Source organism: Paenibacillus sp. P36, assembly GCF_045866505.1.
GTDB lineage: Bacteria > Bacillota > Bacilli > Paenibacillales > NBRC-103111 > Paenibacillus_E > Paenibacillus_E chondroitinus.
Map to the genome: position 1 here is coordinate 1,923,863 of NZ_AP038372.1, position 23,363 is coordinate 1,947,225.

At 46.8% G+C, this 23,363-nt stretch carries 25 protein-coding genes; 22 read left to right on the top strand and 3 right to left on the bottom strand.

Features of this window, described 5'->3' with window-relative positions; genetic code table 11:
- Positions 1-18: 18 nt before the first annotated feature.
- The 8 genes from ACKTT9_RS08785 to ACKTT9_RS08820 all read left to right on the top strand — a co-directional run bounded on the left by ACKTT9_RS08785 (position 19) and on the right by ACKTT9_RS08820 (position 9,451).
- A complete protein-coding gene (locus tag ACKTT9_RS08785; protein ID WP_407871255.1) occupies positions 19-1,398 on the top strand; it encodes an amidohydrolase family protein in 1,380 nt (459 codons plus the stop codon).
- Between the two features lie 8 nt (positions 1,399-1,406).
- Positions 1,407-2,126 carry an NAD(P)H:quinone oxidoreductase gene (gene wrbA / locus ACKTT9_RS08790; RefSeq protein WP_407871256.1) on the top strand — a complete coding sequence of 240 codons (720 nt, stop codon included), beginning with the start codon at positions 1,407-1,409 and terminating at the stop codon, positions 2,124-2,126.
- Positions 2,127-2,220: 94 nt separating this feature from the next.
- Positions 2,221-3,033, top strand: a complete 813-nt coding sequence (locus ACKTT9_RS08795; RefSeq protein ID WP_407871257.1) for a creatininase family protein — start codon at positions 2,221-2,223, stop codon at positions 3,031-3,033.
- Between the two features lie 39 nt (positions 3,034-3,072).
- Positions 3,073-3,876, top strand: a complete 804-nt coding sequence (locus tag ACKTT9_RS08800) for an ABC transporter ATP-binding protein (protein ID WP_181646716.1) — start codon at positions 3,073-3,075, stop codon at positions 3,874-3,876.
- A gap of 18 nt (positions 3,877-3,894) precedes the next feature.
- Positions 3,895-5,232: an FAD-binding oxidoreductase gene (locus ACKTT9_RS08805; protein ID WP_407871258.1), complete on the top strand. Its 1,338-nt coding sequence runs from the start codon at positions 3,895-3,897 to the stop codon at positions 5,230-5,232.
- A 136-nt stretch (positions 5,233-5,368) separates the two neighbouring features.
- Positions 5,369-6,148, top strand: coding sequence for an ABC transporter permease (locus ACKTT9_RS08810; protein WP_246239471.1), 780 nt, complete (start codon positions 5,369-5,371; stop codon positions 6,146-6,148).
- Between the two features lie 21 nt (positions 6,149-6,169).
- A complete protein-coding gene (locus tag ACKTT9_RS08815) occupies positions 6,170-7,417 on the top strand; it encodes an amidohydrolase family protein (protein WP_407871259.1) in 1,248 nt (415 codons plus the stop codon).
- A 141-nt stretch (positions 7,418-7,558) separates the two neighbouring features.
- Positions 7,559-9,451: an ATP-binding protein gene (locus ACKTT9_RS08820; protein ID WP_407871260.1), complete on the top strand. Its 1,893-nt coding sequence runs from the start codon at positions 7,559-7,561 to the stop codon at positions 9,449-9,451.
- A gap of 50 nt (positions 9,452-9,501) precedes the next feature.
- Here ACKTT9_RS08820 and ACKTT9_RS08825 read toward each other — a convergent pair whose 3' ends face one another.
- Positions 9,502-9,741 carry an NHLP leader peptide family RiPP precursor gene (locus ACKTT9_RS08825; RefSeq protein WP_407871261.1) on the bottom strand — a complete coding sequence of 80 codons (240 nt, stop codon included), beginning with the start codon at positions 9,739-9,741 and terminating at the stop codon, positions 9,502-9,504.
- A gap of 284 nt (positions 9,742-10,025) precedes the next feature.
- Positions 10,026-10,964 (bottom strand): hypothetical protein, encoded by a 939-nt coding sequence (locus tag ACKTT9_RS08830; protein ID WP_407871262.1) that lies wholly within the window; start codon positions 10,962-10,964, stop codon positions 10,026-10,028.
- Between the two features lie 208 nt (positions 10,965-11,172).
- Here ACKTT9_RS08830 and ACKTT9_RS08835 point away from each other — a divergent pair, with 208 nt between their 5' ends.
- From ACKTT9_RS08835 to ACKTT9_RS08860, 6 genes are all read left to right on the top strand, one after another.
- Positions 11,173-11,619, top strand: a complete 447-nt coding sequence (locus ACKTT9_RS08835; protein WP_127456750.1) for a MarR family winged helix-turn-helix transcriptional regulator — start codon at positions 11,173-11,175, stop codon at positions 11,617-11,619.
- 36 nt (positions 11,620-11,655) lie between these two features.
- The gene (locus ACKTT9_RS08840; RefSeq protein WP_407871263.1) at positions 11,656-11,985 is read left to right on the top strand and encodes a DUF1904 family protein; all 330 of its coding nucleotides are present in this window, start codon (positions 11,656-11,658) and stop codon (positions 11,983-11,985) included.
- A gap of 9 nt (positions 11,986-11,994) precedes the next feature.
- Positions 11,995-12,915 (top strand): AEC family transporter, encoded by a 921-nt coding sequence (locus ACKTT9_RS08845; RefSeq protein ID WP_127456752.1) that lies wholly within the window; start codon positions 11,995-11,997, stop codon positions 12,913-12,915.
- 92 nt (positions 12,916-13,007) lie between these two features.
- Entirely contained in the window at positions 13,008-13,310 is a 303-nt protein-coding gene (locus tag ACKTT9_RS08850) for a hypothetical protein (protein WP_127456753.1), read from the top strand.
- A gap of 36 nt (positions 13,311-13,346) precedes the next feature.
- Complete coding sequence (locus ACKTT9_RS08855; RefSeq protein WP_164819722.1) at positions 13,347-13,712, top strand: DUF423 domain-containing protein; 366 nt, start codon at positions 13,347-13,349, stop codon at positions 13,710-13,712.
- 286 nt (positions 13,713-13,998) lie between these two features.
- A complete protein-coding gene (locus tag ACKTT9_RS08860; protein ID WP_407871264.1) occupies positions 13,999-15,849 on the top strand; it encodes a putative bifunctional diguanylate cyclase/phosphodiesterase in 1,851 nt (616 codons plus the stop codon).
- 44 nt (positions 15,850-15,893) lie between these two features.
- Here the strand turns inward: ACKTT9_RS08860 and ACKTT9_RS08865 are convergent, their stop codons facing one another.
- Positions 15,894-16,391, bottom strand: a complete 498-nt coding sequence (locus ACKTT9_RS08865) for a hypothetical protein (protein ID WP_407871265.1) — start codon at positions 16,389-16,391, stop codon at positions 15,894-15,896.
- Between the two features lie 115 nt (positions 16,392-16,506).
- Between ACKTT9_RS08865 and ybaK the strand changes: the two genes are divergently transcribed.
- The 8 genes from ybaK (at position 16,507) to ACKTT9_RS08905 (ending at position 23,361) form a co-directional block, all read left to right on the top strand.
- Positions 16,507-16,980 (top strand): Cys-tRNA(Pro) deacylase, encoded by a 474-nt coding sequence (gene ybaK, locus ACKTT9_RS08870; protein ID WP_407871266.1) that lies wholly within the window; start codon positions 16,507-16,509, stop codon positions 16,978-16,980.
- A 72-nt stretch (positions 16,981-17,052) separates the two neighbouring features.
- Positions 17,053-17,232, top strand: a complete 180-nt coding sequence (locus ACKTT9_RS08875; RefSeq protein WP_407871267.1) for a hypothetical protein — start codon at positions 17,053-17,055, stop codon at positions 17,230-17,232.
- 1,405 nt (positions 17,233-18,637) lie between these two features.
- Positions 18,638-18,940, top strand: coding sequence for a YunC family protein (locus tag ACKTT9_RS08880; RefSeq protein WP_127456758.1), 303 nt, complete (start codon positions 18,638-18,640; stop codon positions 18,938-18,940).
- Between the two features lie 261 nt (positions 18,941-19,201).
- The gene (locus tag ACKTT9_RS08885; RefSeq protein ID WP_407871268.1) at positions 19,202-19,996 is read left to right on the top strand and encodes a basic amino acid ABC transporter substrate-binding protein; all 795 of its coding nucleotides are present in this window, start codon (positions 19,202-19,204) and stop codon (positions 19,994-19,996) included.
- Positions 19,997-20,080: 84 nt separating this feature from the next.
- On the top strand, positions 20,081-20,728 hold the full coding sequence (locus ACKTT9_RS08890) for an amino acid ABC transporter permease (RefSeq protein WP_127456760.1): 648 nt from the start codon (positions 20,081-20,083) through the stop codon (positions 20,726-20,728).
- Positions 20,729-20,741: 13 nt separating this feature from the next.
- Entirely contained in the window at positions 20,742-21,464 is a 723-nt protein-coding gene (locus tag ACKTT9_RS08895; protein ID WP_407872994.1) for an amino acid ABC transporter ATP-binding protein, read from the top strand.
- Between the two features lie 183 nt (positions 21,465-21,647).
- Entirely contained in the window at positions 21,648-22,337 is a 690-nt protein-coding gene (locus ACKTT9_RS08900; RefSeq protein WP_407872995.1) for an ABC transporter ATP-binding protein, read from the top strand.
- The gene (locus ACKTT9_RS08905; protein ID WP_407872996.1) at positions 22,327-23,361 is read left to right on the top strand and encodes an efflux RND transporter periplasmic adaptor subunit; all 1,035 of its coding nucleotides are present in this window, start codon (positions 22,327-22,329) and stop codon (positions 23,359-23,361) included. The genes ACKTT9_RS08900 and ACKTT9_RS08905 overlap by 11 nt, the downstream gene beginning before the upstream one ends.
- The last annotated feature ends 2 nt before the right edge of the window (positions 23,362-23,363 follow it).

Sequence of the window (23,363 nt, forward strand, 5' to 3'; positions counted from 1 at the left end):
GTTCAGGAGGTGGCGGCAGTGGCTTCTGTTACGAATTTGGATTTCATCAATGTTCGATTACCCATGGAAGATGAGGGGCATTTGTTTCGCCTATCGATTCGTGATGGAGTTTGGACACAGATTCTCAAGCAAGAAGGAGATGCCGCCCCGCCTGGCGCTGTTTCTTTGGAAACGTGGAATCCGACGCAGGCTTTTCTGGACTCCAACAGGCCAATCATTGATTTGGAAGGTAAAATCATGCTGCCTGGCTTTGTGGATGCACACATGCATCTGGACAAAGCTTTCTCCTTAACTTCGGTTGAGAATCGAAGCGGGACGTTAGAAGAAGCTGTGCAGAATTACTCACAAGCATCGCCTTCTTTTAGCAAGCAGGAAATTAAATCTAGAATAATTCGTTCGGCTATGCAAGCATTATCGTTTGGTACGACACGGATTCGGACGCATTTGGATTTTAACCTCCGAGTTTCCAGGGAAGTTGCCTTACGTACAATTGAAGCTGCGCTGGAAGCAAAAGAAGCACTGGCCCCTTATCTAACGTTGCAGCTGTTTCCAATGTGTCCTTACAACTTTATGTCAATGGACGTAGACGCCATCGAGGAAGCATTGCGGATGGGTGTTGACGGAATTGGGGGAGCACCTCATTTATCCATGACCCCGAAAGAAGATATTGATTATGTATTCAAATTAGCGGAGAAATACGACGTGCCGATTGATCTGCATTGTGATGAAACCGACAATCCGGCTATTCGCACGATTGAGCATATCGCCTATCGAACGAAGGCGGAAGGCTACGAAGGACGAGTGACCGTTGATCATTTATGCGCGCTGGCATCCATGACCGATCAAGATGCGCACAGCATCATCGCTCAAATGGCGGATGCGGGGCTCAAAGCCGTTTCGTTACCTGCGGTGAATCTGTATTTGCAAGGCAGACATGACAGCTTTCCGGTTCGGCGTGGGGTAACCAGACTGAAAGAAATATGGGAGGCAGGCATTCCTATTGCGGTAGCTTCCGATAATATTCACGATCCTTTTCATCCATTCGGGCGAGGTGATTTGCTGCAAATTGCTTTAATCAGCTCGTACGCCGCTCATATGGGAAGGCCGGACGATCTTCGTACGTTGCTGCGCATGATGACGGATGTTCCCGCTAATGTGCTGGGACTTACCGATGATGCCATCAAGGCGGGCAATGAAGCGAACTTTGTCGTCATAGACGGCAGTACACCGGAAGAGATCTTCACCATGCTGCCGGAACGGCGTTGGGTGTACAGCGGGGGAAGGTGGGTGCGCATGGCCGCAGCCAAAACCAAATGGCAGGACAACACGTTAGCCCGCTATTGGGATGAGGCTTCACGGGAAATATCCTTCCATAAACATGAATTCGCGAAAGGGTGAAAGTGAGGGTGGCTAACCTATTGGTCGTTTATTACAGTGCATTCGGTCATGTCTTTCAGATGGCACAAGCTGTGGCCGATGGGGCCAGCCATTCAGGGGCTCATCAGGTAAAAATCGTGCGTATTCCCGAAATGGCCGCTCCTCAGAATCGCGTCATCCAGCCAGATAAGGAGAAGCCGGCAAACAGCAGAAGAAGCTTATCCAATCAATTTCGGCTGACAGATCGCTATAGTATATATGAAGCAGCAGGTGTGTTACAGGAGAATATTCCCTATGCAACTAATGATGATTTGCGGTGGGCTGACGGTATATTGTGGGGTTTTCCCACTTATTATGGCACGATGCCCGCTCAAGTTAAGTTGTTTCTAGAAATGGCTGGAGAGTTATGTGTGGAAGGGGCTTTGGAAGGGAAACCAACGGGCATTTTTAACTCGACGGCTTCCATTCATACGGGTCATGAGGCAGCCATTTTGACGGCTATGGTGCCATTCTTTCATTTCGGCATGATTTTTGTGGGTCTTCCATACTCCGAGAATCCAGAATATTTAACTGCAGACGCGATTGGCTGCTCGCCTTATGGCGCTTCCACGTTGGCTGGACCAGACAGCTCGTTGTCTCCTGATCCGAGGGAACTGCTGATGGCTGCCCGGTTAGGGTGCGGGTTGCGGATGTTGCCGCAGCTTTGCAGCTTTTTCGGTCAAGAGAAGCTTCCGGTTAAAACGTTGTGACATTGAAAGCTAGGATCCGTTCTTATCAATGAGATTGGGTCTTTTTTCATACAGGTGAAAAACAAATCATACGACGCATAAGGAGGCGCTCATTGTGACATTCAGTCGCTATACAGGAAAAGCATGGGATCGCCACTTTTTCCCTCGATTAAGTAAGCTGGAGGTAGATCAGCTACCAAAAGATGACGCGCTGATCGTTCTGCCGGTGGGCGCGGTTGAGCAGCATGGTCCGCATATGCCGGTGTTTACGGACACGTTGATCTCCGAGGTGCTGCTCACAGAAGCGTTCCATCTGCTTCCGGATGATGCGAACATTTGGCTGCTGCCGGCGATCCCCTATGGCAAAAGTACCGAGCATCTCGGCCATCCCGGAACGATCACCTTATCTGCAACCACGTTGATGGCCGTCGTCATGGATATCGCCAAAAGCCTCTCTAGAAGTGGCTTTCAAAAGTTAGTCATGGTGAATTCGCATGGCGGCAACACAGATCTGCTCAATATGATGGCTCGTGAAATCCGCATTGAGACTGGATTGGCCGTCTTCCGGTTAGACCCTGGCGGACTTGGCGGCGCTGATGAATGGATTACCCCGCTGGAAAAGCAGGCGGGAATCCATGCGGGTGATATGGAAACGTCGCTCGTGATGTCGGCAGTTCCACATTGGGTGCACATGGAAGCAGCACCTACGGAGTTTCCAAATTATCCAAGCTCTCGCTATCTAGGGCTGCGCAATCGTGCTTTTGCATGGGTGATGGACGATTTATCCCACTCCGGCATCTCCGGGGACGCTACGCAAGCTACGATTCAAAAAGGCGAAGCGATGACGGCTACTTATGGTGCGATGATCGCCGAAGCGCTGCTCGAATTTCAAGCTTTTGACATGAAATCACTGAAACAGTACCGATAGATCAGCTGAATCCAAAAACAAGTATAGGAGATGATCGATATGGCCCTGAATTCCCCCCTCATCCATGATCCAAGCAAGCTCGGAACAAGTCCTACATTTGTAAGTATGGAAAATCTGTCTAAAACGTACCCAAACGGAACGATTGCCTTGCAGGATGTGAATCTATCTATTCAAGAAGGGGAGTTCCTATGCTTCGTGGGTCCTTCTGGCTGCGGGAAATCTACGATTTTCAAAATGATTACAGGGCTGGCCAAACCGAGCAGCGGCAAGCTGGATGTATTTGGGACGACGCCGAAGGAAGCGCGTAAGCAAAGCGATATCGCTTTCGTCTTTCAGGATCATACGCTGCTGCCTTGGTCGACGGTCGAAGCGAATGTTAGATTGCCGCTGGAATTGCGGGGAGTAGACAAGAAGACGCAAAAAGATGAGGCACAGCGCGTACTCGAGCTTGTCGGCTTGAAGGATTATATGAAGGTGCTGCCAAGGCAGCTTTCCGGTGGTATGAAAATGCGTGTCTCGATCGCCCGCGCGCTGATCTCCAGGCCTAAACTGCTGCTCATGGATGAGCCGTTTGGCGCTTTGGACGAAATTACTCGCCAAACGCTGCAGATGGAACTCCTTAATATTTGGCAGCAGGATAAATCAATGACGGTGCTGTTCGTGACGCACAATGTGTTTGAATCCGTGTTTTTATCCACAAGTGTTGTTGTGATGACACCGCGTCCTGGCAAAATATCGGCGCGATTGGATATTCCAGTGCCTTTTCCACGGGATGAAAGCTTCCGGACCACGGCGCAGTTCAGCGATTTGGTGCGGGAAGTATCCGCAGCGTTAGAGCATTAAGACGAGAGGATGACGCAGATGGCGATGCAAATGAACTGGGAGCAAATCATGCAGGAACAGCTCGGGGATGAGATCGTGCATGTAGATGGTGCAACGAGAGAAAAACTTTCGAAAGATTATTACTGGTATTCTCCTGTCCTTAATCGGCAATTGCAGCATATGAAAGCAGCGGATGTCATTGCTATACCGCGTTCTGAGGCTGAAGTGGCTGATATTATCGCCTTCGGTTATCACCACAACATTCCGGTGACGGTGCGTGGAGCCGGAACAGGTAATTACGGTCAGGCGGTTCCACTACAGGGCGGTATTGTCCTTGATTTAAGCCGTATGGATGAAATTCTCGAAATCGGACCTGGCTATGCAAGGCTTCAATGCGGTGTGCGTCTGGGTGTCATGGATAAAAAGGCGCGCGAGGCTGGGCAGGAGATTCGCATTTATCCGAGCACTTATGTCAAAGCAACGGTGGGCGGTTTTGTCAGCGGAGGTTCCGGGGGAATCGGTTCTATCACCCATGGCAACCTGTGGGACGGCAATGTGCTTGAAGCTGTGATCTATACAATGGAAGAGACACCGCAACGCCTCGTGATTCAAGGCCGTGATTTATTTGATTATATTCACAATTATGGAACGACCGGCATTTTAACCGAGGTGACGATTCCGCTTTCTCCGCGCACGGAGTGGGCTCAGGTTATTGTAAGCTTTGATACGCTGCAGCAGTCCATGAGGTTCGGGGAGGCTTTGGCGAGAGAGGCTGCAATTCCGAAGAGGCTTATTGCACCGATGGAGTGGCCGATTCCGTCCTATTTTGTTCCATTTGCCAAAGTGATCAAAGCTGGCAAGGCGGCCGTTATGCTTGAGATTGCGGAGGAAAGTATGGACTCCGTTGAAGCGCTGGTTGATGGCTATGGCGGATGCATTGACCATTTTATAGAAGCCAAGCAATATCGGAAAACGATTGGCGTGTCGGATTTTACATGGAATCATACGACATTATGGGCAATGAAGACGGATTCCTCTATGACTTATTTGCAGGCAGGCTTTGAATTGGGGCGCTATGAGGAACAAATCGAGCTGCTGAAAGCGAAATGGGGCGACGAAGTTTACTTGCATTTCGAATGGGTGCGTAGCGGTGGAGAACTCGCGCTAAATGCGCTTCCGCTAGTTCGCTTTCAAAGTGAAGAGAGATTGTACGAGATCGTTGCTTTTTGCGAATCCATCAGGGTTAAGATCTTCGATCCGCACACATGGGTGCTCGAACAAGGCGGACGTGGTGAGGTTGGCAGCATGGCGCGCAAGAAACGCGAGAATGACCCCAGAGGACTTCTGAATCCTGGCAAAATGAAGGTTGAGCCTTAAATGAAGGGAGACACGACAAATGGCTGTTGATTCTAACTATCTTAAAATGCTGCCCGACGAAATATTTCCTGCCCGTGAGCGTTCCGCTTGGGCTAACCGACTTGATGAAGGCGCCTCACCAGGCTATCGCTTCCTCATGTTGTTGAAGCACATGCTGCCTCCCTTGGTTGCCTTTGTCGTTTTCATTGGTGGCTGGGAACTCATTGCTTATTTAGCTAAGGCGCCTGTTTATCTGGTACCTAAGCCTTCTGACATCGTGGCTGCCGCCGTGGAAAACAAACATGCGTTATGGGTGTCAGTCACAACGACGACGCTTGAAGCTGTGCTCGGATTTTTCCTCAGCATCATCATGGGGGTAGCGGGTGCGATTCTACTTGCCAGTTCCAAGTGGATCGAGAAAAGTGTGTATCCGTACGCCATCATTTTGCAAACCATTCCGATTGTTGCAATTGCGCCATTAATTGTCATCTGGTTCGATGCGGGCATGAATGCCATCGTCATCATTACGTTCTTGATCGGGTTTTTCCCCATGCTCTCAAATACCTTAATCGGTTTAAATTCTACGGATCAAAATATGAGTAACTTGTTTTACCTGTATAATGCCAATGCCTTTCAAACGATGTGGAGACTTCGCATCCCGGCTGCTCTTCCTTATATTATTGCTGGACTGAAAATCTCCTGTACCTTATCCGTTGTCGGCGCCATCGTCGGTGAGTATATCGCTGGCATCGGCGGTGGAGCTGGTGGGCTTGGTTATGCGATTACGTATGCAGCTGCCCGGTTAAAAACGGCGTATTTATTCGCTTGCGGGCTGTCGGCTTCAGCGCTGGGCATTTCCTTTTTCCTCTTAGTCAATGCGTTCTCCAAATGGGTGTTGAGCTCCTGGCATGAATCCGAAATGAAAAAAGACAGCTAATGAACACACATAAGGAAGAGGGTGATCGCACTGCTTGATTTAATCATTCGACAGGTACGTCTGCTGGATGACCCGGGAGTTGTCGATGTTGGCGTGAAGGACGGCAGGATCGTCGGAATTGGCGTTATCGATAGTGGAGCCGGACGAGAAATTGATGGCAGCGGGCATCTGCTGCTCCCTCCATTCGTGGAGTCGCATATCCATTTGGACACGGTTTTAACGGCGGGGGAACCTGCTTGGAACGAAAGCGGCACGCTGTTTGAAGGCATCGGGTTATGGCAAAAGCGCAAGCAATCGCTCACCTATGACGATGTCTGGAAGCGAGCGGAGAAAGTGCTGCAGCTGCAAATGGCCGCCGGCATTCTCCATGTTCGCACGCAGGCGGACATATCGGACCCGAACCTGACGGCGCTGCGGGCGCTTCTTGACCTGCGCGAGCGCGTGAAGCCGCACATGCAGCTGCAGGTCATCGCTTTCCCGCAGGACGGGATTCGCGCCTGCCCGGAGAATGAGCGCCGGCTGGAGGAGGCGCTCAAGCTTGGCGCTGATGGGATCGGCGCCATTCCGCATCTTGAACCTACGCGTGAGGAAGGCCTCGTGTCGCTCGACATCGTGTTCCGTCTAGCCGAGAAGTATGGCTGCTTCGTCCATGTGTTCTGCGATGAAATGGACGATGAGCATTCCACCTTCCTTGAGAGCACGGCTCACTTGGCCATTCGTTATGGCCTAAGGGAGCGTGTTACCGCAGCGCATGCGAATGCTTCCGCGTACTATAGTGACGCCTACTTTCTGAAAGTAGTAGGCATCACGGCTCGATCCGGCGTGAACGTCGTCTGCTGCCCACTCATCAACAGTGCTATGCAAGGCCGCTTTGATCGCTTTCCCAAAGGGCGTGGAATCGCCAGGATCAAGGAGATGCGGGCGGCCGGTGTGAATGTTAGTATCGCGCACGATGACATTCAGACGCCTTTTTATCCGCTCGGCACTGGAAATATGCTGGCAGCAGCTCATATGGCAGCCCATCTCGCGCATATGACTGGGCGTGAAGAAATTGCTGAGCTTGTGCGCATGGTGACGGTGCGCGCTGCGAAAGTGCTGCAGCTGTACGACTATGGGCTGGAAGTTGGCCAGCCGGCATCCTTTATTCTGCTGCCTGGCCGGGATGCCATGGATCTTGTACGGGTTCAGCCGGATTGCCGGTATGTGATTAGCCATGGCCGTGTTGTAGCTGAAACGGAGCCTGCACGTAGCCGCTTATATGGTATGTAATAGCCACCCCCTAATTGGCAGGGGGTGGCTATATTTGTTTGACTATTGTTTACTTGGTAAAAGAAGGGAAAGTGTGCCTCCTGTCGAATTTGATTTATTGTTAAACATTGTAAGTTAAGTTTTGACGGGGATGGTGAACACATGAAGCGGTTTTCTCCAACGCTTTGGTTAGTGGTACTTGTTGCTGTGTTGAGCAGTTCGTTTTTAATGCCGCGAGTATTTGCCAATGATGTTCCAGAAGAAATGAAAACGATTTCAGAATATTCGATCCTGTGGGGGGATCCATCAGAGAGTCTGGAAAGTGTTAGGGCTGCCTCGCCTGAGCGTTGGAAGGTGGTGAAGATTGGTGATGTCATTCCAGAGAAACCGAAGGATGTTACTACGGCGTGGATCAGGCTTCAACTGCCCTCGCAAATTCCTAAAGACTACGGCCTGTACATACAAGGGATATACGCACAGCACCTTTCGGTGTACATTGACCAACAATTAGTCAAGGAAACTAAGTTTGATTTCAATTATGATCAACAAAGCAGTCTATTCCCAATTAGCAGTGAGGACGAAGGACACATGGTTTTAATGAAGTCGGAGACTTCAATGGGGCGTTTAGGCATAACTTCCATTATAAAACTAGACCATTATGATGTCTTATTAAGAAGCTTTGTGCTTGGGGATTTACAGAACATTATTATAGGCAGTGCTCTTCTGTTTATTGCTGTAATCGTGTTGATAGGTTCAATATTCATAAAAAGAGTTCAACGTACAGACTGGGTTTTAGTTAGTACATTATTTATTTCGCTTGGCATTATTTTTATTACCTACACCCCATTCATGTATGAAAGCCTCACGAAATATGGAGCGTTGTATAGTGCTCTGTTTGATATTTCACTTGTTGTATTTTTGCCGGCACTTACGTTTTATTTTGAACGCATTTTTGGAAAGGGTAAGTATAAGGTCATTTATTGGCTTAGAAAAAGTCAAACGGTCTATTCCGTCTTTGTAATCATATGTTTGTTCATTAACATATTGAGTAATTACGGGTTTAATAAGTTTTACTTCTTTGTAGCTGTTACCATAATGGGGTTTATTATGATCCTTCAGTTTAGTTTGCTTATCGGATCATCCATTTTGCTTATGTTTAAAGGGAATAAAGAAGCTGTCATTTTTTCAGTTGGTTTTGCCTCACTGGCTTTTATGAGTACGTTGGACCTTATCCTTTACTATATGAATTCACAGAATAAGCAGATTTTCTTATGGAAATGGGGTATTTTAGGATTTATTGTTGCTCTTATTGTTATACTTGGCAGGCGCTTTGCGATCAATCAGGAAAGGATTATTAATTATTCTAGAGAACTGGAATTTTATAATCATCAGCTTCAGCAATCCGAAAAAATGGAAATTATAAGTCAATTGGCGGCATCGATTGCTCATGAGGTGAGAAATCCACTTCAAGTGACAAGAGGTTTTTTACAGCTCGTTGCTTCTCGATCGGATAAGAAGAATCAGGAATATATGATGATTGCCATTGAGGAGTTGGATCGAGCCTCCGTCATTATTTCGGATTTTTTAACCTTCTCCAAGCCACAGGGAGAAGAAACTAAGAAATTAAATCTTTTCGAGGAGTTCAGGCAAATTGAGGGTATCATCTTTCCCTTGGTTGCGCTGCACAGTGGAAGGATAACCGTCGATGTTCTCGAGCATTTGATTATCCAAGGTAATTCATCAAAATTGAAACAAGTTCTGATTAATCTAATTAAAAATAGCATTGAAGCTTTTCAGGACGATGGCGTTGTGGACATATGGGCTTACGAAAAAAATGAAGAGGTTTTTATACATATTAAAGATAATGGAGAAGGAATTGAAGCGGCGCAGTTGGCCCAACTGGGGGTACCTTATTATTCCACCAAAACAAAAGGAACAGGACTTGGGCTAATGGTTTCTTTTCAGATTATCGAAAATATGAAAGGGTATATCCAGTTTAAAAGTCAAAAAAACGTGGGCACTGAAGTTATTCTTCGCTTTCCAGCTAGTAGATAAATAGAAAGAGGTGTTACGTATGAATTACGTAACACCTCTTATGTATGCTATTACCAAGTAAGGGCTGCAGGACCCGTTGTTACCAATACCTTAGCCGGATTCGCCGGAATAACAAGCACAAAGTCCGTCGAAGTTTCTTCTACTGCTTTCAATGTAAAATCACCGGGGAGCGTAATACCAAAGGATTCTTTTAGCGCTGCTTTTGGATTGGCAAGAAGTTGGTTTTTGAATGCTTCATCTTCCCACGCTTTTTGAATGATTTTCGCTTTTAATTGTTCATGTGATGACATGATCAGTCACTCCCCTTTAATTGTAACGGACATGGAAGCCGCTATTTCTGATGTTTGGCGATGAAATGGGAAGTTATCGGACTGAGGAGGCGTTATTCACTGTTACTACCCTTGTTATAGGCTAATTTGAGTGGAATAGCGTCGCTCAGGTCCGTTAAATCCTATTTCATGCTGAAAAACCATGAATAAGGGCATTTCAGTCCGTTAGACTCAGCAACTTTGCATGAGTTATTGGTTAATATTCCCAATAAGTGGAGTATAGCATGAATATTCAAAATATTCTATCAAAAATTACTAGAATTCGACATAAAATAGGATAAACCACCAGAAAGAAGTTGGCTGCGCTTTTCTTTGATCTCTTTTGCTGTTACACGCAAACGATCAACAAGACTAAAGTGAAATTGACTAAGCTCTTTCATCGATAAATCTAACGCTAGCAGCTCCTCATGATGCCTAACGGCCACCTCGCTATATCCCTCCAACCCATCACGAACATATATCATCTGCTTGACCCAATCAGGAGTTGGTGAACCAGCTTCCGAGCCTCCAACACTTCCACGCAAAAAAGCAAGCAAACAATTATAGGAACCCTCGCCCAAATCTTCCTCCCAATCCGCCCAATCATCAAGCATTTGCAGCGTCACGAGCACTTGCTCAACAGCTCCCGTCACAGCGGGGATCAGCTCAGCTTGACCGGCGAGGAGCAGAGCTCCAGTGCTGGCGTTTTTGACAGGACTGGCTTTCCAGGCAACCTTTCTTTTGTCCGTATGAAAGTAATTGCCACCCGGCTCGCCGGCTACTGCGTCGGCCCATTCCAGCACGTAAGTCTCGTAATAATGCCAGAAAGGAGAATGCGGCGGGAACAATGCGCGGTACATCATTTGATATTGCAATTGAAATAAGTTCGCGAGTGGAAGCTTGTCCGTATGCGCCCCTTTAGTAGAATCCATAATGTCATCTACCACAAAGTAATAGAGCATAACGAAAACGTTAGCTAAGCTCAACCTTTTGACCGAATCGTTTGGCAAATGGGTGATTTCCTGCATCCAATAGGGTAGCAAGTAGCAGATATAATTTTTCGTGCTCTCTTGCTGCCGCAAGTCAAATTTAGCGAAGTAGGCTAGGCCATGACGATTCAGCGGTTCCGGAAATGCGCGAATAAGATGTTCCGCTTCTCCGAATACCTCATCCATACTCACTTTATGAGCAGAAAACCAATCCATAGGTCATATTCCCCTTTATTGGTATAATTTTGAAACAAGCGTAGCATGAATGCGGCGCGGATACAATTCCTTTTTAAACCCTGTCTGATCAACGTTTAGCAACATTTATGAACTTATCTGACTATTCGCATTGACAGTAAGATTATTTTTATATACATTTGAAGCAAATCGATTGTTCGCAATATGAATGAGAAAGGAAGCCGATGGTATGAGCACCAATGAAGAATTATTAAAACTTGATAATCAGCTCTGCTTCAGTTTATACGCCAGTTCGAGAGCTATCACACGGATGTATCGTCCTTTTCTGGAAGACTTGGGAATTACCTATCCGCAGTATTTGGTGCTGCTCGTTCTGTGGGATCAAAAAGAGAGCACCGTCAAGGAGCTCAGCGAGAAGCTGGATCTGGATTCAGGCACGTTGACGCCGATGCTCAAACGGATGGAGACTCAGAAGTTGGTAGAGCGGAAAAGGTCAATCGAAGATGAGCGTGTTGTGAACATTGTCATTACAGAAACGGGACTCGCGCTTTATGAAAAAGCATTTTGCATCCCGCAGACGCTGCTTGAATCCAGTGGGTTGTCCTTGGAAGAAATTCATAATTTCAATGTACAGTTGAAACGTATCATTAATAGTGTAAACGCATCAACGAAATGAGAAGCCGTATGGCGATAAAGGATTGGAGTTTGGAGCATGCCTAGATTAACGTTTAGAGGAGTAACGATCGAACAAGTTTGTGGAATGAGTGAGAGCTTAGTTGAACAGCTTGCAGCGATCTGCGAGTGTGACAGCGATAATTTTACGCTGGAGTGTGTCCAGCATCCGGCTATATTCGGTGGTAAAATCGTGCCCGCCTATCCGTTTGTTGAAGTCGCCTGGTTTGAAAGAGGGGACGAGATCAGGGATGCCGTCGCTGCGGCAGTTACGACCCATGTCCTTGGGCTTGGCTTGCCTGAGGTTGAAGTTGCTTTTACGACCTACAGCAAGGATGCGTACTACAGCAACGGAACTTCATTTAAGTGAGGAACAGAAATGAGTTATTTTATTTATATTCTAATTAATAATATTGTGCCGATTTCGATCATGATCGCGATTGGCGCAGTCATGTATCGTGCCTTTCATCTTGATATTAAAACGTTATCCAAGCTCAATTTCTATGTGTTTTCTCCTGCAATCGTTTTCGTCAAACTGTATGAGTCTGAAATGAACCTGAATGTCATTCTGCAAGTCCTTTTGTTTTTCGCTTTATTTTTCAGCCTTCTGTTTGCAGTGATTGAGATCTATATACGCATTAAGAAAATGAAGCGGGGCATGCGGATCGCCATGCGAAACAGCGTTATTTTCTATAACAGCGCCAACTACGCGCTGCCGCTTAATCAAACCGTATTCGGCGGGAATGCCTATACGCTTTCCATCCAAATTATTATCATGATTATGCAAAATTTGATCCCTAACACGTACGGCATTTACACGTTAAATGCCCACAAATCAACCTGGAAGGCAACGATGAAGACGATCTTGTCTTTACCTGTTATTTATGCCATTCCGGTTGCTCTATTGCTGAGATACTTTCATTTACCCGTCCCGTCGTCCATTCATCTGCCGCTGACGTACATTTCCAATGCCTTCATGGCAACTGCGCTCTTAACACTTGGCGTACAGCTTGGCGGGATGAAGTGGGAATTTCACTTCTCGAATGTGGCTGTTTCGAATATTTTACGGCTGATTGCGGGGCCATTGCTCGGATTTTTGGTCGTGTGGATGCTTGGAATCAATGGTCTGACTGCACAGGCGCTAGTTCTTTCATGTGCTGTGCCGACCTCCCTTAGCAGTGTGCTGCTGGCGATTGAGTATGAGAATGAACCGGAGTTTTCTTCACAGGCCGTGTTTACCTCCACCTTGTTTAGTATGTTTACTATTCCTGTTGTCATCTATTTTACGGGTTTTCTGTGAACATTCTTGGTCATACTGAATGATGCAGGAATTTCGACATTTTCCGGCGAATTGGTAAGTACATTTTACTAATTTAAAGGGGGCAGTTTTTGATGAAGTACCAATTTTGCCAGTATGTTACGATTGTGGACATGAATGAAGAAATTTTATCCGAGGTATTGTTTGAGCACGGGGAGTTCGAGTCTAACGCGCTTTCCATCGGTTCTTCCGTTCTGATTTATCAGTTGGGACTCAAGCAATTCGAGGTCGTTTATGACAAAAGAGAAGGCAAAATAGCCCGCAATAAAATTGTAGATATTGAGATCGATTTAATTACACATCCGACAGTCACCAAGGTTTACCTGGAGCCAGTACGACTGATCGTTGGACAGCATGATATCGGTGAAGTAGAATAAATTTAAGCTTTAATGAAGGGAAGTTTGGAAACGATGATGAAACTTTTTGTGCTGATCGGCAGCTTGAACGCGTTTCTTTCTGTCGCATTGGGCGCTTTCGGGGCACATATCTTGAAACAAAAATTAACGCCTGACAAACTAGAAGTTTTTCAAACGGGTGTGCATTATCACATGATTCATGCGGTTGCGTTAATCGCCATTGCCATTTTGTCAGATAAGCTTGGAAACACTTCGATGGTGAATGCTTCCGGATGGGCGATTTTTATCGGAATCATCTTATTCTCGGGCAGCCTATATGCGCTTAGCTTGACAGGAATCAAATTTTTTGGACCGATTACACCGCTTGGCGGCTTGAGTTTCTTAGTGGGATGGATTCTGCTCGCGATTGCCGCTCTAAAATAATAAAATTGGAAAGAGTCAGGAAATTCCGACTCTTTTTTCTTTATTTTGTGCCCTATTTGCAGGAAAAGCTCGACTTATGTAGAAAGTAGTAGTTAACGCAAATGGTTTTAAAATACATATTGATTTTCCCATAGGTGTCGGATGAATCACACAAGGAGACAAGTGAAGTGCGGGCTTGTTTCTTTCATTGCGGCAAATTCGTTATGAAGATTAAGCGGGAGAAGGAACGATAGTCCGTGCGACGCTTCCTATTACCTAGAGTGAGATTGTAAGAGGAGGCAAATTTGTGAAAAACCGGCTCTATATTGGCGGATATTTGATTGTCGCCATATTCGTAAGCCTTTACGTAAAGCCGTATGCTGTATGGATATGCGTTCTAGCTGCCCTGCCGCTGTTTATTCAGCTGCTGAGAAAAGAAAGGGACGTACAGCACTTATCAAAACCAGCTCTGCAGCATCACTCCTATCAGCATGTGCTGGATTCCTTATTTGAGCATAATCCGAATGCGATTGGTATTTTTGACCAAGAGGGGACATTCATCCGGATTAATGCAGCGGCAGAAACGATCCTCGGATATTCGGCATCGGAATTGTTGGAGAAACGTTTCAGCCATTTTGTGACGCAAGAGCAGTATGAGTTGACGATCAATCAACTTCAACTGGCGACGGATGGAGAGCCGCTTACCTTTGAAACTTCCGTGTCTCACAAAAGCGGCTATCGAGTTGACTTGCATGCAACAGCCGTTCCCGTTCAACTGAGCACGAATGATATGGGCTTTATCCTCATTTGTCAGGATATAACGGAACGTAAGCGCAGCGATGAACAAGTCCGGTATATGGCCTATTACGATGACATGACGGGGCTGCCGAATAGGCGTATGTTTAGAGACCACCTGAATGAACGGTTGAGCCTGGCCAGATCAGCGGGGCAGCAGGTCGCCGTCTTTTATCTGGATATCGATAGGTTCAAATTAGTCAACGATAGCTTCGGCTACGATTACGGCAACATGATGCTACTGCAGCTTGCTGAACGCTTCACAAGATGCATTACGGAAAATGATTATTTGGCACGGACCGAAGGCGATGAGTTTGCTTTTTTCTATACGAATGTCGCTGATTCCAATGATGTCATTGCTGTAATCGCAGAGATTAATCGCGTGCTGGAGAAACCATTTGTTCTTGAACAGTACGAGCTGCATGTTACAGCAAGTATTGGTGTCGCCATCTCTACGGCAGATGAGGAAGATGCGGATACACTGATGAAGTATGCCGATATCGCACTCGCCAGAGCGAAAGAGAAAGGGCGCAATGACTTCCAGATTTTTAACGCGGATATGAAATCCGTATCCATCAATCGCCTCAAGTTGGAGAATGAACTCCGCAGAGCGATCGCCTTGGAGGAGTTTGTTTTATTCTATCAACCACAGGTTGATATTGAGACAGGACGCATTGTCGGTGTAGAGGCGTTGATTCGCTGGAATCACCCGGAGAAAGGGCTGATCTCGCCGAACTATTTTATTTCCTTTGCAGAAGAGTCCGGTTTGATCGTACCGATCGGCGAATGGGTGCTGCGCGCGGCATGCAAGCAAAATAAAGCCTGGCAAAATCAAGGCTTTTCCCCGATGCCGATTTCTGTGAATTTATCCATGCGGCAGTTTTTCCAGCATAATCTGAAAGGCAAGATCTCTCATGTGCTGGAGCAAACGGGGCTAGATCCGCAGTATTTGGAGCTTGAAATTACGGAAAGCATGACCATGGATGTCGATCACGCGATTCAATCTCTGCTCGAGCTCAAGGAGCTGGGTGTTCACGTGAGCATTGATGATTTCGGGACCGGCTACAGCTCCTTATACTATTTGAAAAAGTTTCCGATTGATAAGTTGAAAATAGATCGTTCCTTTGTCCGCGACATTATGGTGGATCCCAATGACGCCGCAATCGTTACTACGATTATCGCCATGACGCGTCATCTGAACCTGAAAGTCATTGCGGAAGGTGTAGAAACGGAAGAGCAGCTGCACTTCCTGCATCAGAACCGATGCAACGAAGTACAGGGCTATTGGTTCAGCCCGCCTGTGAACGCCGTCCAGCTGGAGAATATGCTAAGCCATGGCGTGCATGCCGCGGCTTCGGGTTAAGAAAAAGAGGATGTCCCTGGTCGATCAGGGAACATCCTCTTTGTTTAGAAAGCGACGTAATCGTCGATTTCATTCAGTTTAAATGAGTAAACTTTCTTCTCATCCACATGATACACGGCAACGTTTTGATTGCTGCTGTCATAATTCAAAATCCGGCAGGGAAGATTGAGCTTAATGCCCTGACCTTTGATAACGGTTAGCCGAATCAATGTGTTGTTAGCTTTGTAGCCTTCTAGCTGTGAGATAATGTGATCGGCCGCTCCGCTTGGCGCTGTCGACGTCGTCGTTGGCGCGGGAGTTGCAGGCGGGGGAGAAGTTACTGCCTTTTTGCCAGTATATGAAGGAGGCGTGCTCTCTTTTTTCGTTGTGTTCAATTCAATTAGCTTACCGAGCTCGATGCCCTTGAGGATTTGATAATCTTTGACTGTCTCTGCGTTAAGAAGATGTAGGAGCTTTTCCATCGCAAGACCATTTGTAGCCTCTTCAATTAAAATTTCTACAGTGAATAAGTGACCTGTGTGGTTCTGTTTACCTTGACTCATATGGCCTCCTTGCAGCCTAGAAATTGCTCATGTCCTAACTATATCATGTTATGATATCCAAATATAGATTGGTTTTTCATTCGTACAACTTTTGTATATAAAAAGAGGAGGACCTATGTCGAACAAAACGAATGCCTGCCGAATCCTCGATTCTCTCCATATTGCTTATTCGCTACACGAATATGAGTGGGATGAGGATCAGTTGGATGCCACTACCGTTGCTGCTAAAGTGGAGCTCCAACCTAGTCAGCTGTACAAAACACTCATCTTAAAAGGGGACAAGACAGGTGTCCTCGCAGCCTGCATTCCCGGCGACCAGGAACTGAACTTGAAGAGTCTCGCTTCCGTAAGCGGGAATAAAAAAATTGAAATGGTGCCTGTCAAAGACATTCAATCCCTTACAGGCTACATACGAGGCGGAGTTTCTCCGCTGGGCATGAAGAAGAAGTACCCCTTTTACCTGCATTCGACTGTGGAGTCGATGGAGTTGGTTAGCATCAGCGGCGGCCGCCGGGGGTTGCAGATATTTCTGAGGGGGGAAGATTTGGTGACCGCCTCTGAGGGGCGGTTGGTGGATATCGCTTATTAGCCAGAGGGATCGAGGGGCCACAGTCATGCGCCGGCGAGGCGACGTGCGCCCGGATTTCGCGGGAGTTGGCTTGTGGGGAGCGTAACGGGCGAGAGTGCGCGGGTCGTGGAGAGCTATCGGACTGCAGAGCCGAGGCTTGGAGCGCTAACGACCACAGTTTCGTGGCTCGTGGAGCTAACGGACCGCAGAGCCGTTATTCTCCCCCAAATGGCCCTTTTCGCAAACCTAACGGACTCCAGAGCCGCTAATTGATCCATAAGCAGCTAAATTTCATGCTTTTCATGAGAATAGCAGCTGTGGAGTCCGTTAGAATTTGAAAATGGCCTATTTTCTCCGAATAAGGGCCGCTCGGTCCGTAAGGTTTTCGTACGGTGTAAAGTCCGAGAACGTCCAGATACTTTAGACAATAGCCTCGAGTTAACTCGGCTTGTCGTCTGAGCTAGTGGGGAGCGTAATGTGCGACTGTGCGCGGGTCGTGGAGAGCTAACGGACCGCAGAGCCGTTATTCTCCCCCAAATGGCCCTTTTCGCAAACCTAACGGACTCCAGAGCCGCTAATTGATCCATAAGCAGCTAAATTTCATGCTTTTCATGAGAATAGCAGCTGTGGAGTCCGTTAGAATTTGAAAATGGCCTATTTTCTCCGAATAAGGGCTGCTCGGTCCGTAAGGTTTTCGTGCGCGCAGATCCCGAGCTCGTCCAGTTTCTTTAGACAAAAGCCTCGAGTTAACTCGTGGTTAGTCGTCTGAGCTAGTGGGGAGCGTAATGTGCGACTGTGCGCGGGTCGTGGAGAGCTAACGGACCGCAGAGCCGTTATTCTCCCCTAAATGGCCCTTCTCGCAAACCTAACGGACTCCAGAGCCGTTAATTGATCAAAAGACTGCCAAATTCCATGCTAATCACGAGAATAGCAGCTGTGGAGTCCGTTAGAATTTGAAAATGGCCTATTTTGTCCGAATAAGGGCCGCTCGGTCCGTAAGGTTTTCGTACGGTGCAAAATCCGAGCTCGTCCAGATTCTTTAGACAATAGCCTCGAGTTAACTCGGGGCTTGTCGTCTGAGCTAGTGGGGAGCGTAATGTGCGACTGTGCGCGGGTCGTGGAGAGCTAACGGACGTGGCTCTTGGAGAGCTAACGGACCGCAGAGCCGTTATTCTCGAAAAAATGGCCCTTCTCGCAAACCTAACGGACTCCAGAGCCGCTAATTGATCCATAAGCAGCTAAATTTCATGCTTTTCATGAGAATAGCAGCTGCGGAGTCCGTTAGAATTTGAAAATGGCCTGTTTTCTCCGAATAAGGGCTGCTCGGTCCGTAAGGTTTTCGTACGGCGAAAATCCGAGCTCTTCCTGGCTTCTCGGTCTGTAATCTCCTCGAAATTTCGCTCGGTCCGTAAGCACCTGGAAGGGCCGCTGGGTCCGTAAGGTTTTCGTGCGGCGCAAATCCCGAGCTCTTCCTGGCTTCTCGATCTGTAATCTCCTCGAAATTTCGCTCGGTCCTTAAGCTCCTCGAAGTTCCACTCGGTCTTTAAGCACCTCGAAGTTCCACTCGCTCCCTAAGCACCTCGAACGACCCAAAAATTCTTTTTCCACCAAACATCACACCGTACTAGCCGCACGCGCATATACTACCGTAAGACTGCAAAGAGGAGCTGTGCAGAGCATGATGCGCGTTGAACCTATTCTCCTTGAGGGACATACTGCAATTGCGATAGAGGTTAAATTGCCCAAGACGACGCTGCTGGTAGTAACGACAGATAAAGGATACATTATGTGCGGCGCGTTAGACGTTGCACTGCTCAACGAGCGTTTGAGCGAACGCAACATTGTTGCGGCAAGAGCTACTGGCGTTCGCACGATTGAGGAGCTTTTGGAAGCTCCGCTTGAATCGGTGACGTACACGGCGGAAGACCTGGGCATTTATGCTGGAATGACGGGAAGGGAAGCCATTTTAAAAATGATGTAAGGGTCTGCATTCGGCGACGGCAACTTACGTAAATAGAACGCTTCGGATCAGCAGATCCGGGCGTTTTTCTATTTATTTTTCTATTTTTTATCAGTAAAAAGAACAAAGGCTGTCCGTTTCCATTGTGCGAAAAAACAAAAATGAAAGGGAAAGGCAATTACCTGCAATTTCCTGAGTATTTTTCTAAACACAGGCGTTGTCATTTTATTGACCAGATGTTAAAATATGATTCGTTCCATACATAGCACGGGGGGAATTTTAATGAAAAAAATATCATTTCTTGTTTTAACAGCAGCTCTAGTCATCGGATTAACGGGTTGTGGGGCTAAAGATAGCGGCGCCGGAGGCACGAAGGTCAAGTTTGCGACAGATGCTGCTTATGCGCCAATGGAATATATGGACAAAGACAAGATGACCGGTTTTGACGTCGATTTTCTTGCAGAAGTTATGAAAGAAGCAGGACTTTCCTATGAGCTAACGAATACTGGTTGGGATACCATGCTTACAAGTGTTAAACAAGGTAAAGAGTATCAAGGTGGTATTTCCAGCGTTTCGATTACGGATGAGCGTAAGCAGTCTTATGATTACTCCATCCCATATTTCGAATCCACCAACATGATTCTGGTCAAAGAAGGCAGCCCGATCAAAAGCGCGACTGACCTGAAAGACAAGAAGGTTGCTGTTCAAATCTCTACAACAGCTGATACGCTTATGAGCAAAATCATGGGTGATAAAAATCCATCCTTGAAACGTCTTGATAACAACACGCTTGCGCTGATGGAACTTGAAAGTAACGGGGTAGACGCAGTTGTTGCGGATATCGCCATCGTTCGTGAATATGTGAAAAATAACCCGAACAAAAAATTAGTCGCGATTCCTGATCCTAAGAACTTTGAGTCTGAATACTACGGTATCCTGCTTCCAAAAGGCAGCGAGCTGAAAGCGAAACTTGATCCGGCAATCAAAAAAGTGATTGAAAACGGGGCTTATGCAAAAGTGTATAAAAAATGGTTCGGTCAAGAGCCAGACACGAAAAAATTGCTTGAACAAAAATAAGAAGAGAAGCAGCATGCGTGACTTCAACCTTACGCATGCTGTTGTTCTGTTATCAGCATAATAAGGTAAGAAAGGAAGTGTGGAATGGAGTTTCGTTTTGATATTATTATTGAATATTTACCGCTTTTATTAAAAGGTACACTATGGACCATTGGGATATCCATTCTATCCATTTGTTTCGGCTCCGTGCTGGGGTTGGCAGTTGGATTAGGCAAAATGTCTCACCGCGGCTACTTAAGATGGCCAACTAGCATTTACGTGAACTTTTTCCGCGGTACACCGCTGTTGGTGCAAATTTTGCTAGTACATTTCGGGGTCGTTCCCTTATTTCTAGGTACAACCAATGCTATCATTGCTTCTATTGTTGCATTATCTTTGAACTCCGCAGGATACATGGCTGAAATTTTCAGAGCAGGTATTCAGTCCATCGATAAAGGCCAAACGGAAGCCGCGCATTCGCTAGGTATGACCCATTATCAAACGATGAAAAAGGTCATTTTACCGCAAGCGATCAAGCGGATGATTCCTCCATTTGGGAATGAGTTTATCGTGTTGATCAAGGATTCCTCCCTTTTCGCAATTATTGCTGCACCGGAATTGATGTATTGGTCTAATGCGATGCGCAGCCAATATTTCGCTGTATGGGAGCCGTATTTGACGGCAGCATTGATTTATTTCATCCTCACTTATTCTCTAAGCAAGCTGCTTAGCTATGTGGAAAGGAGAGTGTAGAGAAATGACCGCGATGATTGAAGTTAGAAATCTTCAAAAAGCTTTCGGCAATAACGTTGTTTTGCGGGATATTTCCGCAGATATTCAGCACCAAGAGGTTTTGGTTGTGATTGGTCCTTCGGGATCGGGGAAGTCGACGTTTCTGCGTTGTCTGAACCTTTTGGAGCAGCCTAATGGCGGTTCCATCAAGGTTGAGGGGAAAAACATCATGGACCCGACGAATAAAATCAATGAGATCCGCATGGAGCTTGGCATGGTGTTCCAACGTTTTCATCTTTTCCCCCATATGAAAGTTATTGATAATATTATGCTGGCGCCGATTCAAGTGCGTAAATGGCCGGAGGATAAAGCGCGTAAAAAAGCGTTGGAGCTTCTAACGAAAGTTGGGCTCGCTGATAAAGCTGATGCTTATCCGGATTCGCTTTCCGGAGGTCAAGCGCAGCGTGTTGCAATTGCTCGCGCACTTGCGATGGAGCCGAAGATTATGCTGTTCGATGAGCCGACATCCGCGCTGGATCCCGAAATGGTCGGAGAGGTGCTGGCCGTGATGAAGCAGCTGGCGAAGGAAGGGATGACGATGGTTGTCGTGACCCATGAAATGGGCTTCGCCCGCGAGGTTGGCGACCGCGTTATGTTCATGGAGCAAGGCGTCATTGTTGAAGAAGGCAAGCCGAAACAAATTTTTGAAAACCCGCAACAAGAGCGGACGAAGTCGTTTTTGTCCAAAGTGCTTTAGTACGGTGAATAAGAATAGTAGAAGCAGAAAAAAGGAGCTATCACATTGGGGCAGAAATGACCTGATGGGTGGCTCTTTTTTCTGTCTATCTTTTTGGCAAAAAATAGATTTATAATGTGTAAAGGCTTACATTTAGAAGGAGATCCAAGATTTAGGAATAAAAATGAGGTGCTAACTTTGACGATGCAGGTAGATCAGGTGCCAATGGTGCAAGCTATCGGTGTTACGCGAGTGTTTGGAAAAGGATCTGGAGCGGTCCACGCATTGCGGGGAGCTCATCTCAGCATTCCCAAAGGCAATCTCGTGGCCTTGCGCGGAAGATCAGGGTCCGGCAAGACTACGCTGCTCAATATTCTTGGGGCACTCGACCATCCCTCGGAAGGCGCCGTTTATTTGGAAGGCCTGGAGATCAGCAGCCTATCCGAGGCCAAGCGCAATGAAGTCAGACGGAAGCAGATCGGTCTTATTTTTCAATCTTTTGCCTTAGTTCCTTATATGTCCGCGTACGAGAATGTTGAATTTGGTTTGCGCATTTCGGGGATTTCTCCCAAGCATTACAAACAATTAGCTGAAGAAGCACTGGATTTCGTCGGTTTGAAAATGAGAATGAAGCATCGTCCTTATGAACTTTCTGGCGGTGAGCAGCAGCGGGTAGCAATTGCCAGGGCGATCGCTCACAAACCCAAGCTGATTTTGGCCGATGAGCCTACAGCGGAGCTAGACAGCAGAATGGGGCTTCAAGTGCTTAAATTGTTCAAAGATTTGGTGCAAGAAGGAATGACCATTATTTTGACCACGCATGATCTCGCAATTATGGAAATTGTAGATAAAGTGTATGCATTGGAGGATGGTACCATTGTCGATGAAGGTTAATCCATTTGCGTCTAAGCTCGTTCTGATCACGGGAGTTGTGCTAGTCCTGGCAGGGTGTTCCCTATTGCCCAAAGAAGAGGAGGCTCTGAAGCCGCCATTAGTTAAACCGGTGAAAGAAAACTTTGATCTTTATGAAGTGAAGAAAGGTAACATCACGAAAAAAGCGGTTTTTATGGGGACGTTCAAGTCTAGCCAAACGAGCAATTACTATTTTAAAGAGTCTGACCATCACTTATCTGGTTTGCGCGTCAAATTAGGCGATGTGGTCAAACCTGGCGATGTGCTTGCTGAGCTGGAGCAGGGGGATCTGGTAACAAGGATTGCCCTGCAGAAACTGAATTTGGAGAAAGCCCAGATTGCTAGTGTGCAGTCTAGGCAGGCTGATCCTGACCAAACGCTTGCGCTGCGTTTAAAGGATATTGATATAGAAGCTGCGCAGCTGCAATTGACTTCCTTGCAAGATCAGCTGAATAAGACAAGGTTAGTGGCAGAGACCGGTGGCGTTGTCACTTTTGTAACGGATGCTCAGCAAGGAAGTGTAATAGATGCTTTCAATACGCTTGTGGTTCTGTCCGATCCTGAGCATTTGGAGCTCTCTTATGAAGCTACAGACGTTGGGACACTTACGGGAATAGAAGTTGGTATGAACGTTGAGGTCAAGCTCACGAAGTCGGGGAATACGGTACAAGGCAAAGTGCTGCGTACTCCTTCAAGCTCGCCGCCAACAGATAACAAGGCGCAAGCCGAAAGAAACGCCAAAACGATTATTATTGGGGTTCCTGCCGGAACAGAAGGTGCAGAGATCGGCGCGTCCGGCGATATGACGATTGTTGTTGAACATCGGGAAAATGTCATCGTAATCCCGAGAAAAGGCCTTCGGACTTATTTGGGCAGAGATTATGTGCAAGTGCTGAATGGAGAGAGCCGAAAAGAAGTTGATGTCGAAAAAGGCCTTGTCACCCCAACGGAAGTTGAAATCCGGACAGGACTTAAGGAAGGCCAAAATGTCATTTTGGAGAACTAGAT

Coding starts and splice junctions, on each gene's coding strand:
- ACKTT9_RS08800 (WP_181646716.1), top strand. CDS start 3,073: ATGGCCCTGAATTCCCCCCTCATCCATGATCCAAGCAAGCTCGGAACA.
- ACKTT9_RS08805 (WP_407871258.1), top strand. CDS start 3,895: ATGGCGATGCAAATGAACTGGGAGCAAATCATGCAGGAACAGCTCGGG.
- ACKTT9_RS08810 (WP_246239471.1), top strand. CDS start 5,369: ATGTTGTTGAAGCACATGCTGCCTCCCTTGGTTGCCTTTGTCGTTTTC.
- ACKTT9_RS08820 (WP_407871260.1), top strand. CDS start 7,559: ATGAAGCGGTTTTCTCCAACGCTTTGGTTAGTGGTACTTGTTGCTGTG.
- ACKTT9_RS08825 (WP_407871261.1), bottom strand. CDS start 9,741: ATGTCATCACATGAACAATTAAAAGCGAAAATCATTCAAAAAGCGTGG.
- ACKTT9_RS08830 (WP_407871262.1), bottom strand. CDS start 10,964: ATGGATTGGTTTTCTGCTCATAAAGTGAGTATGGATGAGGTATTCGGA.
- ACKTT9_RS08835 (WP_127456750.1), top strand. CDS start 11,173: ATGAGCACCAATGAAGAATTATTAAAACTTGATAATCAGCTCTGCTTC.
- ACKTT9_RS08840 (WP_407871263.1), top strand. CDS start 11,656: ATGCCTAGATTAACGTTTAGAGGAGTAACGATCGAACAAGTTTGTGGA.
- ACKTT9_RS08845 (WP_127456752.1), top strand. CDS start 11,995: ATGAGTTATTTTATTTATATTCTAATTAATAATATTGTGCCGATTTCG.
- ACKTT9_RS08850 (WP_127456753.1), top strand. CDS start 13,008: ATGAAGTACCAATTTTGCCAGTATGTTACGATTGTGGACATGAATGAA.
- ACKTT9_RS08855 (WP_164819722.1), top strand. CDS start 13,347: ATGAAACTTTTTGTGCTGATCGGCAGCTTGAACGCGTTTCTTTCTGTC.
- ACKTT9_RS08865 (WP_407871265.1), bottom strand. CDS start 16,391: ATGAGTCAAGGTAAACAGAACCACACAGGTCACTTATTCACTGTAGAA.
- ybaK (WP_407871266.1), top strand. CDS start 16,507: ATGTCGAACAAAACGAATGCCTGCCGAATCCTCGATTCTCTCCATATT.
- ACKTT9_RS08880 (WP_127456758.1), top strand. CDS start 18,638: ATGATGCGCGTTGAACCTATTCTCCTTGAGGGACATACTGCAATTGCG.
- ACKTT9_RS08885 (WP_407871268.1), top strand. CDS start 19,202: ATGAAAAAAATATCATTTCTTGTTTTAACAGCAGCTCTAGTCATCGGA.
- ACKTT9_RS08890 (WP_127456760.1), top strand. CDS start 20,081: ATGGAGTTTCGTTTTGATATTATTATTGAATATTTACCGCTTTTATTA.
- ACKTT9_RS08895 (WP_407872994.1), top strand. CDS start 20,742: ATGATTGAAGTTAGAAATCTTCAAAAAGCTTTCGGCAATAACGTTGTT.
- ACKTT9_RS08900 (WP_407872995.1), top strand. CDS start 21,648: ATGCAGGTAGATCAGGTGCCAATGGTGCAAGCTATCGGTGTTACGCGA.
- ACKTT9_RS08905 (WP_407872996.1), top strand. CDS start 22,327: ATGAAGGTTAATCCATTTGCGTCTAAGCTCGTTCTGATCACGGGAGTT.